Below are 17447 nucleotides of genomic sequence, written 5' to 3'. Positions count from 1 at the left end.
GAATTATAATATTATCCATGGTTACAGCCAGCCTTGGCAGTACCAGTAATAATTATTAAATTCTAAAAAGGAAGAAAGCTAAATGTATGCCAATAAGAGTATAAAAATTATTCTGTTACTGCTGGTTTCAGCACTAATATTAACCACTATAACCCTGTTTTTATCCTGTAGTACTGAACCTATCCCTGAAAAACCAGCTGGCTCTTTAGGACAAGAGGAAACCAGCAGCCAGGTTTTTGATGCCCGGCAAGCAAATCCTGGCGATAAAATAGGTTCATTGACCATAGAAGAAATAAATATTGAGGATAATCCCAATAGCAGCAACCAGTATTATGCCACAGTTAAATTCAGCGGTAATCTACAGCTTTCGGGAAAATATATCAGCTACTCCGACCAGCCGTTATGGGGAAAGGCTATCATCTTTTATCCTGACCAGGAGTCCCAGCAGCTTCTGCCCAAACTGGACCAGGATCCATCAGGACCGGAAGGATTGCTGCTGGAAAATTATGAGGAGGCAGCAGAATTGCTAAGTCCTCCGGATTCAGAAGGACAGGCAGAAATAATTATTGAAAACTATACTATAAATTATGCCCTGGAAGTAGCCTACACTGCTCATATAACTGAAGCATCAAACCTTGAAATCACCGCTGCTCCCGGTAAAGACTTTAGCCAAAAAATAGTTTTTTCTTCCTCTACCGGAAGCCAGAGTTCCATATATATCTGCAATCCTGATGGAAGCGGCCTGGAAGCTATCATGGAGGGGGGCATATTTACATCCCCTTCCTGGAACCAGGACCATAGCCGCATAGTTTATACTGTTATAAACCCGGAAGATGGAACTTCTTCCCTTTATATTTATGATGTGGAGAACCGCAGCCAGACACTTTTACTGCAGAGGTATTCTCCTGCATATCCCAGTTTTTCTCCTGATGGAAACAGAATAATATTTTCCGATTTAATTGATGAACTAAGCGAGAGCCGGGAAATATATTCTATTAATACCGATGGAACCGGCCTGGTCAGGCTTACCAATGATAAAGAAGAAAACTTTTTTGCCAAGTACTCCCCGGATGGGAACTTCATATTGTTCTCAGCTGAAAATGCTTCCGGTATCCAATTATACCTTATGGACTCCCAAGGCGGGAATATAGAGCAGGTTACCGATGATGCCTATACCAATAATCATGGTATATTTTCTCCTGATGGATCTACCCTATTGTTTGAATCTAACCGTGATGGCAATATAGAACTTTATCAGGCCAAGCTGGAAAACATGGATGAATTCATTAATATTACCAATAACGGGGCAGATAATTTTGAGGCCAGTTTTTCCCCAGATGGAACACAAGTTGTATTCAGGTCCAATAAAGATTCGTCAGACCCATTAATTTATGATATCTTTGTTATGTCTGCTGATGGAAGCAATCAGGTAAATATTACATCCAGCCTGGAAGGAAGTTCAGAATTTAACCCTTGCTGGTCCTGGTAGCTTATATTTGCTTTGCCTTGCCTTTGGCAAATAAGTAAAGATATTATAAATTATGTCTACACTCGATTATATTTTCCCGGTTAAAAGAGAATATGAAAGGTGTGCTAAACTACTGCAGCAGTCCGGTATCCTGAACCTGCTGGATGGTAACCAAAAATACTTGCCATCCCTGGAGCAGGTATGCAGCCTTTTATACTCCCATAGGGAACTGGTAACCATAAAAGCAGCCCAGGGATTCAATAAATTATTACTCACTCCCCTGGCCATACCTATCCCCGCGCTGGCCGGGCTATTAGAAACACAGCTTAGCCTGAAAGCACATTCAGGAAATATATACCGCAGCAGATTAGACCCCAAAAGCCCTGGGGTGCCGGTTAAAATAAGTGCCGGTAAAAAGATTTGGTTCTGGGATACTTTGCGCCAGGCTATAGATGGAAACCAGCTAATCTATTTTCCCCGGCACTATGGGGACCAGCCCTGGGGTTGGTCCAAGACTGAAGTTATTTCCCATCCTGGTATTTGCGCCTTTAGGGGGTGGTCTATAGGACTAATAGAAGAAGGCCCCTTTACGGCCCGCCAGGATAAAGCCAAAACTTTAGCCGGCAGGAAACAGCTGGAAACTGGGCTCTCCCCCCGGGAGTATATGGATTTGCTCCAACAGCAGCCATACTGTCAGGAGACAGGCTTTACCCTAGAGGATTTCTTTATAAGATTTTTGACCAGGCTTCTAAAACAGGATGAAATAAGCTATGACCGTTATGACCATAACTCCCTTTGGCTGTTAGGCCATTATATTCCATACCTTTCTTCGGTAAAAAGCGGCCTGGTACCTACCGGATGGTGGCACCGGGTTTACGGCAGGCTCCGCCTGGATGCACATCGGCCCGGCAACCGCCAGTGCACTTCCTCCTGGGGCACCTCTACCGTGGTAAGGCTTCCTGCTGCATAACTTCTGTAACCTAATTAAAATCAAACCTATAGTATTGACATTAACGTAAGGTAATAGTTTATTATATCCCTAATCACTTAGTTAGAATTGAGGTTTTATGAATACAGTAAAACAGGTAGCCAAATTGGCTGGCATAAGCAGGCGTACCCTACATTATTATGACCACATCGGTTTATTGGTTCCGCAACAGGTTACCACTGCCGGCTACAGGTTATATGGGGAGCAGGACTTAGAAAAGCTGCAGCAGATCCTATTTTTTAAAGAGATGGGATTTAGCCTGGACCAGATAAAAAAAATAATGGAAAACCCTGATTTCGATATACAGGCTGCCTTAAGGCAGCAGCTTGAAGTATTGGAGCTGAAGAAGAAAAGACTGGAAAAATTAATAGAGCTTATAGAAAGAAGGCTGAAAGGAGAATTAGATATGAGTTTTAAGGAATTTGGAACAGAAGAGATTAACGCTGCCAGGGAAAGGTATCAAAAGGAAGCAGAAGAAAAGTGGGGCCATACCGAAGCCTACCGGCAAAGCATGGCCAGAACTAAAAAATACAGCAGCAGCGACTGGACTAGGATTAACAGTGAGGCAGAGCATATCTACCTTGGCCTGGCAGCCAAAATGGATAGGCCGCCGGACAGCAAAGAGGTTATGGACCTCATTTCCCGCTGGCAGCAGCATATATCCAAATATTATTATGACTGCAGCCTGGATGTATTGGCAGGATTGGGCCAGGCTTATGTTTCTGATGCCCGGTTTACCAAAAATATCGATAAGTATGGCCAGGGATTAGCAGCTTTCATGAGTAAGGCCATTGAAGCCTTTGTGGCTACCAAGCAAGTTTAGAATTGCTGGAAGGGCTAGCTTCCCTTGCCGGATAGAATTATATTCTCTTTGGTCAAAAGCAGGCAGAGAAACAAGTTTACCGCAAGCAGCACCACTGCTGCTAACAGGTAGTATAAGCAAAAAGTGCGGGAGGCCAGGTCAATAACCTTGGTAGCTATGCCTAAAGGTATGCCCATCATTAAGCCAAATCCCACTAAAAAAGTAGGAGCAATACCTATATCCGGATTATTGATTAAAGACAGCATCACTACCAGCAGCTGTATGGCCAGTAGCAGCAAAGGGTTTACAATAAAGCCCAGCCACATCAAAGAGGCAGGCATTATATAATAACCCAGGAAAGGCATGGCTGCAGTTAAGTTTATGGTCCACAGTAATATGAGGGTGGATATAGCTGCAAACAGGTATCCCGGCACAAATATAGCCATGCTTTTAGCTATCCATAATTCCCAAGGGCGTATAGGGGTGGCTAACAAGGACTGTAGGCTTCCATCGATTTTTTCCTTTAGTATGGTCAGGTTAAAAAAAGACCAAATAAAGGTCATTAGTACCAATAGAGGCATAAAATAAGATACTAACCCGGTTATAAGTTCCAGGATGGGTGCTGCTTCCGTGGTAGGCAAAAATTCCATCTTTCTAAGCGTAACTCCCAATATTGCAGCAGCTATGGCTGTAAATGCCCCTAACAGTAAACATACTATAAGAAAAGCCTTGGTTTGCCTCAGTTGCCTGAAATCACTTAAAAAGATAACTTTTATTCTATGCACATCATTCTCCTATATGGACAATACTATTCTTTCAGCAGTAAGGCGAAACCGGGTTATTAAAATTATCAGGGCTAAGGTTAAAATCAGTCCTATATTGGCTGCAGCAAAAATCCAGGAAGAAGCATCCAGCCATCCCCTGGTTACTACATTGATGGCTAAATTGAGGCCAAGGGGCAAGAATATCTGGCCTAATAGATTGCCGCTGGCTGGTTTACCTGCAAGCCCCATGATATGGCTTAGCAGGCTTAAACCAAAATAAATGAGGGGAAGCAGCAGAAAACTGCTCAATCCCATCCAGTGAGTATACACAAACCCCACTGCGGGTACCAGATAAATATAATTTACTACCAGCAGTGCAATTACGGCCATCACATCTCCCAGCACCATTCCCGGCAAAAAAACAGCCAGGCTCTTACCTATCCAGATATCCTTTATTTGTAACGGGGTAACCAACAGCGACTCAACCTGTCCCCCTGCCTTTTCCCTGGTCATGGATTGGTAAGAATAAACATTCATATTAATGCCTAGGCCGATAAAGCAAGTGGAATACATAATAATGCTAAGGTATCCAGCCAGCTGCTTAAAATCGGACTGTCCCGACTTTAGGGCAGGACCAAGTAGAAGTAGGCAGAAAATTAAGGCCAGACCTACCGCTATCATTACCGTTACCGTTAAAAACACCACAGTCAAAACCTTGAATTTCAAGTTATTTTTTATACTTTGGGCAGCTACCAGCAATATGTTTCTCATGATGGCTCAGTTTCTTTTAAGATGGATGAATATATTTCTTCTAAAGAAGCTTCTTTTTTTACAGCCTGCTCAATCCTTAAGCCCCGTGCTGACAGGGCTGATATGATATCAGATACTCCGGTGCCCGGACCAGGAGCAAATACAAGACTACAACCCTTTATATCCTGCAGCCCTAAGGGTTCTAATTCTTTTAACTCTTCTATGGCCTGGCTTGAAAACCCTGGTGACACTTCTATATACACCCTTTTGTCTTCCATGTCCTGGCGAAGGCTTTCCAGCTCTCCGTACAGCTTTATTTCTCCCCGGTCAATTAAAGCTATCCGGTTACAAATTCTTTGCACCTCGTCCAGGTTATGGGAACTTAAGAATATGGTTTTGTTTTGCTGATGGGCTAAATCTAACATGATCTGCCTTACCTCTATTTGTCCAGAGGGATCTACTCCCGAAGTGGGCTCATCCAGTATTAGAATTTGAGGATTATGCACCATAGCCCGGGCTAAAGCCAGCCTCTGCCTCATCCCCCGGGAATAAGTACCCACCCGGTCTTTGGACCTGGACCTTAGCTTAACCATATCCAAAACTTCAAACATCCGGTTTTCATCTTTGGCCAAACCATAGATCCGGGCATAGTAGTATATGTTTTCTTCTGCAGTCATATGATCATAAAGACCGTCGGCATCCAGCACAAAACCAATTTGCCTGCGTACATGACCTTCAGTAATATCATGTCCTAAAATCTCAAGTTTTCCCCCATCAGCTTTAAACAAGCCCAGCAGCACCCTTATGGTCGTGGTCTTACCTGCTCCATTAGGTCCCAGGTAACCAAATATATCTCCCTTGCTTACCTCAAAACTGATACCTTTTAATATTTCCCTTTTGCCCAGCGTTTTTTTTATGTTTTCCACCCTTATTGCTGTACTCATTTATGTTTACCCCTGCCTTTTAATTTTTTATCATCCTTATTATCAATCTGGGGCCCTAATTCCTGGAAAAAATCCATGGTTCCTTCCATATTTTTTTGGATTATGGATACAGTGGCAATGCCTATGCCCCTTTCCATATCGCCAAATACCAGCAGTTTTTGACCCGGTTTAATGTCAAAATCTTTCCGGGCTTCTACCGGTATGGCTATCTGTCCTCTTTCACTTACTGTTACTGAACCATAAAACTTTTTGCCTTCAGGGGCCATATGAACCTCACTTTTATTTTATTTACATGATATTATTTGTTTATATGATATATTTTACTATGCCCTTATTATATTGCAAGACTAATTATTTTCCTGCTTAAATTCTTGTATCAGACCTGGATAATATTTATATAAACTGTTTTTAAGGGTTTACGGTATAAATTAATTTTTAATTATTGGCCTAAATAATATATAGTGGATGATGTTTGGTTAAAACTTAAATAAGGAAGATGTAAATGAAAATAATGATAGTGGGCGGCACCGGCTTCTTGGGTTACCACTCCCTGCTGGAAGCCCTAAAAAGGGGGCACCAGGCAGATGCATTAGCTATCGATGATGTACGGCTGGGTGATTGGTACCCCACCCAGGTAAAGGTAAACTATGGAGATGTTTTTGAGCTTTCCAGTGATCAGCTTCAACAATATTTTACCGGTTATGATTCCATGATATATGCAGTAGGCCCAGATGACAGGATTACCCCTCCCGCACCCTCCTATGAATTTTTTAGGGCCAGGCTGGTAGATGCAGTAGAAAAAGTAGCTATAGCTGCCCGTAAAGCTAAAGTTAAAAAAATGGTCATACTCAATTCCTATTTTGCTTATTTTGACCGGATATGGCCTGAGAAAAAATTAAGCACCCGCCACCCCTATATCAGGTGCCGGGTGGAGCAGGCAGAAAAAACCATTGCTGCCGGCAAAGACCAGATGGCGGTAGTTATTTTAGAGCTTCCCTACATATTCGGATCCATGCCTAACCGCACACCTTTATGGAAAGAGGTACTGTTGGACCGGTTTATTAAAGGTAAATTCATTTTTTTCCCCAAGGGCGGGACCAATATGATTGCAGTAGAGCACGTAGCAGAAGCTATCGTAGGTGCACTGGAAAAAGGGGAACACGGTGCCAGGTACCCTATTGGAGATGAAAACCATACCTTTAACCAAATGCTTCAAATGATGATGTCCGCTATAGGGGAAAAGAAGAAGATAGTAAACATACCCAGGTTCCTGGCTGTCCAGGCAGGGGCAATGATAGAAAGGGGTTTTAAAAAGAATGGCCTGGAAGGCGGGCTGGATGCCAGGTTTCTGATGAAAGACATTATGACTGATTATCTCTATTTTGATCCTGAGCCCTCTATTAAGAAACTGGGATATGGCCGGGGCGGCATACCGGAAGCTATAGTAAAGACCATGAAGGCTTGCTATCCTGAAAAGTTTAAATATTAAGGTGTTTTAAATCAAGAGCTTAAAAAGCCTCCGTCTACCGGTATCATGGCTCCCTGGACATAGCTGGCCAGGTCACTGCATAAAAACAATACCACTTTGGCTATTTCATCTGGCTGGCCCAACCGGCCTACTGCCAGCCTGCTTTTGTATTTAAAGCCTGATTTAAGCAAGCCCAGGTTCATCTTTTTTAATGCTGCCTTAGCCTGTTGGTAAATGCCGGGAGTCTTAATGACACCGGGAACAATCCCATTTACCCTAAAACCCCGCTTGCCATAATCATGGGCCAGGGACCGGGTCAGGGCATAAACTCCTGATTTGCTTACGCTGTAATGAACCATATCTTCCTTAAAGGGGGTTACCGCTTCAATAGAAGAGACATTGACAATTATGCCTCCCCTGTTTTCCCTGGCCTTTATAAAGTCCTGGCACATCCAGAAAGCAGAGGAGAGGTTTACATTTAGAATCTGCTGGTAAAATTCCTGGTCAACATCCAGGTATCTTTTAGCAGGATAGATGCCGGAGTTATTAACCAGTATATTGGGTTTATGGTTTTTCCTGCTTTCCCAAAAATCATCAATAGCTGCCTTGCGGGAAAGATCCAGGACATGGGTTTCTATTTCTACCTCACAGGAGCTTAAACTGGCCTTAACTTTTTCCAGGCCTTTTTGGTTAATATCTATCATCAAAAGATCTGCCCCTGAACGGGCAAACCGGCAGCAGATAGCCTCCCCTATTCCTGAAGCAGCCCCGGTAACCAGGGCCCTGCACCCGGTAAGGGAAACACAAGCAGCAGAACTTAAATATTCATTATTTCTGTTAATAGCCATAAGCATTAAATACCCAGGTTTTTTCCTGATAATAATTGTAAATTATTTTTACCTAAAATTTAATGGTTTTATATTTTCAAAGCCCGGATTTGGCTTTATTATAAAATTAGTTTAGCTAAATTAAAAAGGAGATAAAAAATGGATATATGGAAATATTATGCTATTACTCACCACAAGCATGACATTTGTAACCCTATGTACGGCTATAAGCTGGATAAGCTGCTGAAATTACTGGATTTAAAGCCTGGCAGCAGGGTTTTAGATATCGGCTGCGGCAAGGGAGAGGTATTAATAAGACTGGCAGAAATGTATGGTATCTCCGGGATAGGCATAGATGCTTCCCCCTATTTTATAAAAGACTGCAGGCAGAAGAAAGAGGCTAGGGTACCTTCGGCTGATATAGAATTTTTAGAAATGGAGGGTGCCAGCTACAGTAATGAAGCAAATGAATTATTTGGCCTTACTGCCTGTATTGGGGCCAGCTTTGCTTATGGCGGTTTGGCAAACACCATAACTGCCTTAAAAAAGATGACCAGGCCCAAAGGGCTGATCTTGATAGGCGAGCCTTATTGGCTGCAGGAGCCTGATCCTCAGTATCTTAAGCAAAGCGGTCTTGGCAAGGAAGACATTAGCACCCATTTGGGTAATATTGAATCTGCCCAAAAGCAGGGCCTAGCCTGTATATATACGATGGTAAGCAATAAAGATGACTGGGATCATTACGAAACATTACAATGGTGGTCCACCATTGATTACATGGAATCTAACCCTGATGACAAAGATAATGCAGAGCTAACAGAAAAGTTAAGTAAAACCAAATATGAATACCTGTCCTATGGGCGGGATACTGTAAATTGGGCTATTTATGTGTTTAAGAGACAGTAATGCCAGTGCGTGTAATATCTTTTAAAAATAGTTAACTTTTTTATTTTGTAGTAGTAAAATTATTTATAATAACAATTACATAATTAAATAGAATATTCATTTGGAAGCGTTTATGCTTTCCCTGCTATTGTTGGTCGCCTTTGGTATAGAAAAGCTTAGCTAATAGCGAAACCGGCTAAAGAGGCCGGTTTTTTATTTTATACCCTAAACATATGGAAAGGAGGCGAAAATGGCAAAGCAACTACTAATCCATGCACTACCTTCACCTATCCCGATAGCTCAGGCCGAACAGGTAGCCAAAGTGGCTAAAAGCCTGTCTGATGCCAATGCCTATTGGGTCAGCAGCTGGATACAGTTAGACGATAAGGGAGATGTAGTGAAAATCTTCTGTGAGTATGATGCCAAGGATGCTGATTCACTAGGTAAACTGGTAGCAGAAATGGGGAAACAGTTCACCGATTTCCCCTGTGAAGGCCCCTTCCCCCTGATGAAAGTGGAAGGTGAATCCTACAGGTAATACATGACAGCAATAAGGCCTGGCTGCGTAGGCCTTATTGCTGCCTAAACGAAGTACCTGAATAATTTACAACCCGGGTTTTAGCTTTACTTACTTTAATTACCTATATCAAACCCAAAATTATACCTATACCTACTAGTATGATCATAGATCCTACTATTAGCTGTATTACTCGGAAAGTAACCTTCTTTACCAGGCGCACCCCTATAAAAGATCCGATAAAAGCAGCAGCCGCAGCTGCTGCCACCAGCCCATAAAGATTATTGGATATAGCTTCAAATTGCATGGTGTAAAATGCAAAACCATATACTATAAGCCTGGCTATATCTACAATTACTGCAGAAACAGTTCCGGTGCCAATAAAAGCCTCCTTGCTTAGACCGGTTTTTATTAGAAATGCTGATCTCAGCGCGCCTTGTATTCCAGTCAGGCCTCCCATGAAACCGGAAATAAAACCACCCAGGGAAAGGTATTTCCTACCAAAAGAGATATTTTTAAACTTGGGTATAATATCCAGTAAAGCAAACCCTATAAGCAGCAGTCCCACTACCGCCTTTATTAAACCCATTTCGTAAACGTTGTTGCCTAAGGTGTATGATAATAGAGGGGGAAGATTGGACCACCGGTTTAGCAGCCAGGCCCCCAGCATAGCGGCAGCGGCTCCCGGCAATGCAAATTTTAGGACTACCTTCCAGTCTGCTTTCTTACCCACCAGGACTACTTTAAAAATATTATTAGCCAGATGAACTACAGCGGTAGCAGCTATAGCCAGGGGTAATGGGAAAAACAAGGCAAAGGCAGGCATCAGCAGGGTTCCCAGCCCAAAACCTGAAAACAGGGTTAGTGCAGATACCGCCAGTGCTGTCAGGCATATAAATATATAGCTCAGCATTTACTCCTTTTTAGCAATTATTTTACCTTTATTAGCTGCCGTTTTACAGTAGAAAGAGATGGACAAATTTTAGTTTGGCAGCAGTAGAGAAGAAATCTAAAATCTTGGAGTAATAATCAAAATGCTAAACTTAATGCTAGCAATAAAGCTGTTTAAAATAATAATTCATTAAATTCTTCAAGCAAGCCAGGTTATATGATTATTGATACTCAAAACCCAACTAAGTATATTCACAGTCCGCAGCCAGCCCGGCCCAGTTATTTTACATGCCTGCCAATTATATTGGATGCCCTGAACCGGGAATAATTTAAGCTCTGCCATACATCCTGTGCCTTTAAATCTTCATGTTTCTGGTTAAAATAGTCCTGTATCTCTGTTCCAGCTTGTTCGTCATCCAATAGGCCTTCCAGGTAGGGAACAGCATCATAAGATAAGCCTCTAAGGTATTCGGTATCTATCTGCCCTGTTGCCTGGTATCTGGTAATATTGTTTTGTGCAATAATGGCATCCACATTGGCAAAATTTAAGGCAATATAAACAACCAGGGTAGTTATGAAATAGGCTTTTATTAAAGCTATTGGTTCATGCCAGATAAAAACCAGGTTGATGATAAAGAGGAAAAACAGTAAAACCATAAAGGCCTGCACAAAAATCCGTAAATAGGTAAAACCATAAGCCTGCTCATATAGAAACATCCGGTAAAAAGCTGAGGACAGCATAACAAAGGTAAACACCACCAATAATGACAGCAGAACCTTGCCGGCAATACTGCTTTTTTTGCTTTCTTTCTTTAAGAAGGAGACGGCTATTAGAATTATAAGAAAGTTAATTACTGCTACTGCCACCAGTTCAAAAAAGCCCCTGCGGGCATATTCAGCATAGGTAAAACCCGAAGGCTGAATATATTGCTGGCCCCCGAACAGGTATTTAAACTGAATAGCTGAAAACACCCCCAATACAATATTCAGGAGGCCCAGCACAGTCATTAATATTACCGGGTCAATGAATTTCTTCCAGTTTATCTTCCCGTATTTAGACCTATCCTTACCATCAAAATCCTTGAGCAGTGCCCAGTAGAAACAAATGGCATATACGGTTATAGCCAGTATAAGCAGGAAATGCTTTATTATCCTGGAAAAATGTATATTGGCAAAGATACCCTTAAATATTATATCTGCTGAAGATAACAGCCATATTACCAGAGCCAGTATGGGGATGGATATCAATACACCTATGGCCACCCGGGGGAATATTTTCCTTTTATTTTCCTGGCTATGGCCCTGCATGTTAAATAGAGTGATAAAGGGCATATTGATATACCTGATAGGCATAAATACCCTGATAGCCATATCAGCTAGAAACCTTAAATCAGACCAATCAGATCTGTTGGTTCCGGAAATAACGGATATCATCATTATCAGCAGATAAGGTATGATCAAGAAATTTAATACTTTCAATACCTGGTTGGAATACAAGGCGAAGGTGGCAGAGAGTGCCAGTATGGGCACCGCCCATAGCCAGGCCCAGTTATTTAAAAGGTCATAGGTTCGGCAAAATACTAAAGCAGTTACAGACAGTACTAGCAATATGAATAAGGGGTAGGAGACCCCCAGAGTTTTACCGTAAAAAAATATATCAAAAGCTACTCCTATCAGCAAGCCCCATAACAGCAGCCAATATTTTTTCTTATCCAATTCCGGTATATTTTCCAATGTGCTTCTTTCTTGGCAGGCGGTTAGTATTTTGGGATAACATTATAGCACTTTAGTTAAATATAAAAAGCCCTAAACAACGGGCACTGTGGATAAATTGATGATCACAATATCATAATTTCTTGTTATGCTTCATTATTTGTTTACACATCTTACCGAATTTTCTTTCTTTCCTTCTTTTTTCGGTATAGCTCATTTTATTGTATTGTATTTCCTGGTTCAGCTTTAAATAATGATTAAAATGTTTTTTATCTAAACTGCCATCACCCAAAGCCTCCAAAATAGCACACCCTGGTTCATTGGTATGGGTGCAATCCTTAAACCGGCAATTTTCTGCCACGGATAATACATGCCTGAAAGTATCACTCAGGCCAGAGTCTGCATCTATGCTGCCCAGCTCTCTCATGCCCGGAGTATCAATCAGCAGTCCTCCTCCTTCTAAAACCACCAATTGCCTTCGGGTGGTGGCATGCTTCCCTTTTCCATCTTTTTCACGCACATGTTTAGTTAAATACTGGTTGCTGCCTATTAAATTATTTATAAGTGTAGTCTTGCCCACCCCTGATGACCCTAAAAGGCAATAAGTTTTTTTAGGCTCAATGATAGCTTTTATTTGGTCTAACCCGGCACCAGTATTGTTGCTGAACGGAATCATGTGGTATTCATGGCCTATGTTTTTGATACTAAATATCATGCTGGTTAAGTCCTGGGCTGAAACCAGGTCTGATTTACTGAACAGTACTACCGGATTTATATCCGCTTCATTAACCATGGTAAGATACCTTTCCAACCGGGCTATATTAAAATCCCGGTCAAGGGACTGGATAATAAATGCGGTGTCCAGGTTAGCTGCAATGAGCTGGTATTCTACTTTGCCTCCAGCCATCTTTCTTTTTAGTATTGACTTTCTGGGCAATACTTGGTGGATTATAGCCAGAATACCATCATTAAAATATCCAACCTCCACCCAATCCCCTACTGTGGGATACTCGTCATGGGAACTGCAGCCATATAGCAGCTTGCCTGATAATTCAGCCATAACCTCCGTTCTTTCACCCAGTACGGTATAGCTGTTCTTGGCCACAGACATAACTCTGGCTGCCTCCAATTCGCTTCGGCCTGATAGGTACGGCTGATAAAATCCAAAGTCAAAACCAAGATCTTTTAGTTCCATTTCAATACTGGCCCCCTTCATTGGCAATAGCTATACTTTAAGATTTTAACTGTAACTTAGCTAAAATTACAAGGTGTTTAGCATGATTATGGGGCTTGGCCGGCTCTGGATTGGCTATCATTTCTTATGATTGGTATTGCGGTAATAATGCTATGCCCCTAATATTTCAGACAGCTGATCCAACTCTTCTGCACTTAGCATTAGATTCCATTCCTTCTCCAGTATATCTTTTAGGTAATTCTTTATTTGGCCTGGCTCCGGATTTATAATATTCATAAAACGTTTGAATATATCCGGATTTATTTGGTAGAGCCTTATCAGGTCTTGAGCCGAGTAATTTGAGCTTTCTATATTGGTAGGAGTAAACATGCATTTTTGGGCCATCAGGGGGCAGGTTACCTTGTCTCTTTCCATGCCAAATTCAAAGAACATCTTACAGGCGGGACAATAATATTTTCCCATAGGTCTCTCTCCCAGAATGTCCATAGCATCCAGCTTAATCCTTTGCTTTATATCCAGCTCTTTAATTAAAACCGGCAAAGCTGCAGATACCAGACTGAATAGCTTTTCCTGATCCCAGTTTTTGCCTACATCCAAAAACACAAAGGTCACTTCCTCTTCGTTTACCCTCTGGGCAGTTTCAGCCCCGCTGACAATAATCAAGAAACTTTTAATTGTTTGCAGGGGCTGCTGCTTGTATTTTATTTTCCAGTCCTTTAAAAACCTTAAATACTCTTCTGCTATTTGTCTCCCTGTTTCTGGATATTCTTTTATAGCTGCTGACAGCATTTTTTGAGTAAACTTAGGGTAGAACAAACCTATTTTTTCAATACCTTCACTGGATTCAGGGTTAAGGTTCTCAATAGCAATAGGGGTGTTGACACACATCTTAGTCATAAAAGGGCATACTGGCTGGTCCATGTTAAAAAACTTTTTGCAGGTAGCACACCAATATTTACGGGAGGGGGAAACACTGCCCGGGGGAAGTTGATTAATTCTTTCCGTTATTTTTTTCTTCTTTTCATTCATATCCATAAAAACCGCCTGGCTGGCTGTTGATAAATTAATGATAAATTATTAATTTTTTAAAATACCTCAATTAAAATAGCTCCAGCTGTGATTTGACCAGGTAGAACCTTTATATTTTCTGTTTTAGTTTAGATAGCTTAAAAATATTTCTATTATGGATTTATTGCCTCGAAACCCTTTCCCCTTAAAGCCTGCAATACTTCCTCCAGGCTCTTACCCTGTTTTTTGCTGCCCTCCGGTATGGTCATTTTTCGGCCTAAGGTGTTTCTCACCACTGGATTTGAAACTCCCAGAAAGCCCATCTCCTTTAATATATCTATAAGCTCGGGAAATTCTTCGGTTAATTCATATACTGACTTATTGAGATAAATCTTCTTCATCCAGCAGCCTCTTTTCTCCGGTTAGGCTTCGGTACCCGGCAATATCCATGGTTACCTCTACTGTACCCAGGTAGTTTGACCTTTCATCCCTTACTGCAATAAATTTTATGAAAACAAATTTTTCATTAAAATTAATCCAGAAATCAGCATCATCTTTTTTACCTGCTTTAAAAGCAGCCAAAATTTTCTCTACCGCATCCACGCTCTGGGGGGGATGGCAATTCTGGACTTTTCTGCCTATTACTGATTTGGTCCTCACAAATACCCTGTCCTTATTATCGGAAAAATATCTTACCGTATCATCTTTGTCGATAAAAGTAAGATCCACTGGCAAGCTGTTTAACATATACATCAATTCCTTTAAATTCAAAATACCGGTAGGAAGTTTTATTTCTTTTTCACTGGTGATCTCTGCTTCAGCTGCCACATTTCTTTTTAAATCCTCTATTATGGCCGAGGTTTCCTTTGGTTTTTCAATAAAGGTATAGCCTATATCATCGCTTTCTTTTAATATACCTATCCAGTCAGAAGCCTTTAATTTTTCCATGGAAGCAGGGAAAAGAATATTTTCCTCTTTAAAAATCATGCCTTCCACTTCTTCCACTAGAGGATCTATATACTTCTTTACAAAAGATTGAGGATCATTTTTGTAATCTTCAGCTTCAATATTACCAATGGCCCCTTTCATCAAGTCCCTTATTTCATTATGCTTTCCCCACATTACTTTGGAAGGGCCCATAAATCCATATTTTTCCAGGAAAGGAAATAAAAGCTGTTCCTTCCGTACATAATGGTTCTCTATATCTTTAAGTTTAGCCAGTAAATTTTTTAGCTCTGGAAATAATTTATCAGGGTCTGCCGTTTTTTCTACCAGCTTTTTTACCTGGGCGGTTAATTCTTCAATTTTCTTATTTTCAAGCCGGAAAGTGTTAATAGGATGGCCGGCAGCTTCCTCTTTGGATACTATCTGGGACAAGGAATCTTCAAACAGCAGTGCATGGACATTGCAAAACCGCTTTATTTCATCTACAGCCATGCCTTCATCTATAAGGGACTGCTCCACTTCTGCAATCTCTTGTGCAGTAATGCTGCCTGCCTCCTGCTCAAATTTCTTTTTTGCCTCTTGGGCCGAAAGCCCCTGATGCAGCTGCTGTATTATATCCTTTATTACTTCTTTCTTGTGCTGGTTCTTTTTTAAAAACTCACTCATCTTTCTCCCCCTGTCTAAATGTCATGGATTTTAAAATTTCTATTCTTCCAGCCCATAGCATAGGATAATGGTACCACTGACTATAGGCTCCTTAACCTTGTGCTGCTGTTTTTCCCTTATTTCATAGATTTTATTATCTTATTTGGTAATTGGTTTTTCAAGCTGCCTAATATTTGACCCAGCCATGCCGGGATTTGAGTCCAAGGTATGACTATGAAGCAGCTAAAACCATTTATATAAAAATAGCTATCAGTGAACCAATCTCTCCAAATATTAATATAATTCATTTTAAACTTAATAAATATTAATTTTATTAATTAAAAAATTGACATTATTAATTTTTTATACTAAATTAATTAAAAATGTTAATTTTAATCATAGAGGTGACATTATGGCACATGATTGGAAAGAGCTGACTGAAATAACCCAAGGAGCAGTTATAACTGTGGAGAGGGTAAGGATTAGAAGCAACGGTATTGCAGTGGAAGGTGATTTTGAACTTCCTCCATTGGCCCAGCTTACTTTGGAAGACCAGATATTCGTTACTGCCTTTGTCAGGTGCCAGGGCTCTATCAAAGATATGGAGGAGCTATTCGGCATAAGCTATCCCACAGTCAAGGCAAGGCTAAAGAAGATATCAGAAATGCTTGAATTTGTGGAGATAAACCCCCCTGCCTCCAGCAATGAAATACTGGGCCAGCTGGAAAAAGGGGAAATATCTGCTGAAGAGGCCATAAAAAAACTGGGGGGAGGCCAATGATACCCTTGACTTTAAACCTGAAGATAAAAAGGAGTGGTAGCAGGAGATTCCATCTATGGCTGCCCCTGTTTATACTGTGGCTTATTATTTTGCCTTTGCTGATGCTGCCCGCTCCCCTGGTATTTTTAGCAGCACTTATTGCATGGCCCAGTGGAAAGGGAGGGATAATTTTACATTCCTATCTAACTATTTTCAATTTGATCTTTAATTCGTCCGGTACCAGGCTGCATATAAAGTCACCGGACAGGGAAGTATTTGTTAACCTGGTGTAAATATGAATCCGGTTTGGATTATCCAGGATGTTTCATAATTGCGAGGAGGAGAACATGAACGAGGAAAGAAAAAAGGTATTGGATTTGCTAGCTGAAGGCAAAATAACAGCTGAGGAGGCAGATAGGCTCCTGGAGGCAATCTCCAAAGAGAAAGGATATGACAGCAGCATAAGTACAACCAGTAATCCCAAATACATCAGGATTATGGTTGAACCTTCAGAAGGCAGTCCAAACCAGGAGAAGGTGAATATCAGGGTACCGTTAAAGCTGATACATGCAGGGCTGAAACTTGCATCTTTTATTCCCAAAGATGCCCAGGGCAAAGTAAACGAAGCTTTACAGGGAAAAGGCATAGAAACAGATTTTTCCAAGATAAAACCTGAGGACCTGGATGAAATTATCCATCAGCTAAGCGACCTGACTGTAGATGTAGAAGGCAAGGAAACGGTTAAGATTTTTTGTGAGTAAAACAAGGCCGCTTATAAAATTCTTACATCTAAAAATAATTGATAATAAATAAGCCTGCAATCCGTTTGCAGGCTTATAGTTTATGGCTTCTGATTATAAGGACATGCCTTTCTAAT

At 41.1% G+C, this 17447-nt stretch carries 20 protein-coding genes; 9 read left to right on the top strand and 11 right to left on the bottom strand.

Going from position 1 to position 17447, the window contains the following annotated elements; all coding sequences use genetic code 11:
• The first annotated feature begins 82 nt into the window (after window positions 1-82).
• From PHN32_07825 to PHN32_07815, 3 genes are all read left to right on the top strand, one after another.
• Window positions 83-1489 (top strand): DPP IV N-terminal domain-containing protein, encoded by a 1407-nt coding sequence (locus tag PHN32_07825; protein ID MDD3777496.1) that lies wholly within the window; start codon window positions 83-85, stop codon window positions 1487-1489.
• Window positions 1490-1541: 52 nt separating this feature from the next.
• Window positions 1542-2438 (top strand): hypothetical protein, encoded by an 897-nt coding sequence (locus PHN32_07820; GenBank protein ID MDD3777495.1) that lies wholly within the window; start codon window positions 1542-1544, stop codon window positions 2436-2438.
• Window positions 2439-2535: 97 nt separating this feature from the next.
• A complete protein-coding gene (locus tag PHN32_07815; GenBank protein MDD3777494.1) occupies window positions 2536-3279 on the top strand; it encodes a MerR family transcriptional regulator in 744 nt (247 codons plus the stop codon).
• A 14-nt stretch (window positions 3280-3293) separates the two neighbouring features.
• On the opposite strand, the gene PHN32_07810 is transcribed toward PHN32_07815, so the two are convergent.
• Genes PHN32_07810 through PHN32_07795 form a run of 4 tightly spaced genes read right to left on the bottom strand, consistent with a single transcriptional unit; the run spans window position 3294 to window position 5982 of the window.
• On the bottom strand, window positions 3294-4043 hold the full coding sequence (locus PHN32_07810; protein ID MDD3777493.1) for a hypothetical protein: 750 nt from the start codon (window positions 4041-4043) through the stop codon (window positions 3294-3296).
• A 9-nt stretch (window positions 4044-4052) separates the two neighbouring features.
• Window positions 4053-4793, bottom strand: coding sequence for a hypothetical protein (locus PHN32_07805; protein ID MDD3777492.1), 741 nt, complete (start codon window positions 4791-4793; stop codon window positions 4053-4055).
• Window positions 4790-5716: an ABC transporter ATP-binding protein gene (locus PHN32_07800; protein ID MDD3777491.1), complete on the bottom strand. Its 927-nt coding sequence runs from the start codon at window positions 5714-5716 to the stop codon at window positions 4790-4792. The genes PHN32_07805 and PHN32_07800 overlap by 4 nt, the downstream gene beginning before the upstream one ends.
• Window positions 5713-5982 carry an AbrB/MazE/SpoVT family DNA-binding domain-containing protein gene (locus tag PHN32_07795; GenBank protein MDD3777490.1) on the bottom strand — a complete coding sequence of 90 codons (270 nt, stop codon included), beginning with the start codon at window positions 5980-5982 and terminating at the stop codon, window positions 5713-5715. Before PHN32_07795 ends, PHN32_07800 begins: the two co-directional genes overlap by 4 nt.
• A gap of 236 nt (window positions 5983-6218) precedes the next feature.
• Here PHN32_07795 and PHN32_07790 point away from each other — a divergent pair, with 236 nt between their 5' ends.
• Window positions 6219-7205: an NAD(P)H-binding protein gene (locus PHN32_07790; protein MDD3777489.1), complete on the top strand. Its 987-nt coding sequence runs from the start codon at window positions 6219-6221 to the stop codon at window positions 7203-7205.
• A gap of 11 nt (window positions 7206-7216) precedes the next feature.
• Here PHN32_07790 and PHN32_07785 read toward each other — a convergent pair whose 3' ends face one another.
• On the bottom strand, window positions 7217-8032 hold the full coding sequence (locus tag PHN32_07785; protein ID MDD3777488.1) for an SDR family NAD(P)-dependent oxidoreductase: 816 nt from the start codon (window positions 8030-8032) through the stop codon (window positions 7217-7219).
• A gap of 138 nt (window positions 8033-8170) precedes the next feature.
• Between PHN32_07785 and PHN32_07780 the strand changes: the two genes are divergently transcribed.
• Window positions 8171-8917 carry a methyltransferase domain-containing protein gene (locus PHN32_07780; GenBank protein MDD3777487.1) on the top strand — a complete coding sequence of 249 codons (747 nt, stop codon included), beginning with the start codon at window positions 8171-8173 and terminating at the stop codon, window positions 8915-8917.
• Between the two features lie 229 nt (window positions 8918-9146).
• Window positions 9147-9434 carry a hypothetical protein gene (locus tag PHN32_07775; GenBank protein MDD3777486.1) on the top strand — a complete coding sequence of 96 codons (288 nt, stop codon included), beginning with the start codon at window positions 9147-9149 and terminating at the stop codon, window positions 9432-9434.
• Between the two features lie 103 nt (window positions 9435-9537).
• Here the strand turns inward: PHN32_07775 and PHN32_07770 are convergent, their stop codons facing one another.
• The 6 genes from PHN32_07770 to PHN32_07745 form a co-directional block, all read right to left on the bottom strand.
• A complete protein-coding gene (locus tag PHN32_07770) occupies window positions 9538-10323 on the bottom strand; it encodes a sulfite exporter TauE/SafE family protein (protein MDD3777485.1) in 786 nt (261 codons plus the stop codon).
• Between the two features lie 260 nt (window positions 10324-10583).
• Entirely contained in the window at window positions 10584-12038 is a 1455-nt protein-coding gene (locus tag PHN32_07765) for a DUF4173 domain-containing protein (protein ID MDD3777484.1), read from the bottom strand.
• Between the two features lie 112 nt (window positions 12039-12150).
• Window positions 12151-13212: a ribosome small subunit-dependent GTPase A gene (rsgA, locus tag PHN32_07760; GenBank protein ID MDD3777483.1), complete on the bottom strand. Its 1062-nt coding sequence runs from the start codon at window positions 13210-13212 to the stop codon at window positions 12151-12153.
• A 150-nt stretch (window positions 13213-13362) separates the two neighbouring features.
• On the bottom strand, window positions 13363-14247 hold the full coding sequence (locus PHN32_07755) for a hypothetical protein (protein ID MDD3777482.1): 885 nt from the start codon (window positions 14245-14247) through the stop codon (window positions 13363-13365).
• Window positions 14248-14393: 146 nt separating this feature from the next.
• Window positions 14394-14621: a DUF1858 domain-containing protein gene (locus PHN32_07750; protein ID MDD3777481.1), complete on the bottom strand. Its 228-nt coding sequence runs from the start codon at window positions 14619-14621 to the stop codon at window positions 14394-14396.
• Complete coding sequence (locus tag PHN32_07745) at window positions 14599-15831, bottom strand: DUF438 domain-containing protein (protein MDD3777480.1); 1233 nt, start codon at window positions 15829-15831, stop codon at window positions 14599-14601. The genes PHN32_07750 and PHN32_07745 overlap by 23 nt, the downstream gene beginning before the upstream one ends.
• 391 nt (window positions 15832-16222) lie before the next feature.
• Between PHN32_07745 and PHN32_07740 the strand changes: the two genes are divergently transcribed.
• The 3 genes from PHN32_07740 to PHN32_07730 are packed head-to-tail and all read left to right on the top strand — an operon-like array spanning window position 16223 to window position 17331.
• Window positions 16223-16591: a DUF2089 domain-containing protein gene (locus PHN32_07740; protein ID MDD3777479.1), complete on the top strand. Its 369-nt coding sequence runs from the start codon at window positions 16223-16225 to the stop codon at window positions 16589-16591.
• A complete protein-coding gene (locus tag PHN32_07735) occupies window positions 16588-16863 on the top strand; it encodes a hypothetical protein (GenBank protein ID MDD3777478.1) in 276 nt (91 codons plus the stop codon). Before PHN32_07740 ends, PHN32_07735 begins: the two co-directional genes overlap by 4 nt.
• Window positions 16864-16917: 54 nt before the next feature.
• Window positions 16918-17331 (top strand): hypothetical protein, encoded by a 414-nt coding sequence (locus PHN32_07730; protein MDD3777477.1) that lies wholly within the window; start codon window positions 16918-16920, stop codon window positions 17329-17331.
• Window positions 17332-17447: the final 116 nt, after the last annotated feature.

The organism is Actinomycetota bacterium (assembly GCA_028698215.1).
Taxonomy (GTDB): Bacteria; Actinomycetota; Humimicrobiia; order Humimicrobiales; family Humimicrobiaceae; genus Halolacustris.
Note: the sequence above shows the minus strand (reverse complement) of the source record. Positions and strands in the feature narration are given on the sequence as shown.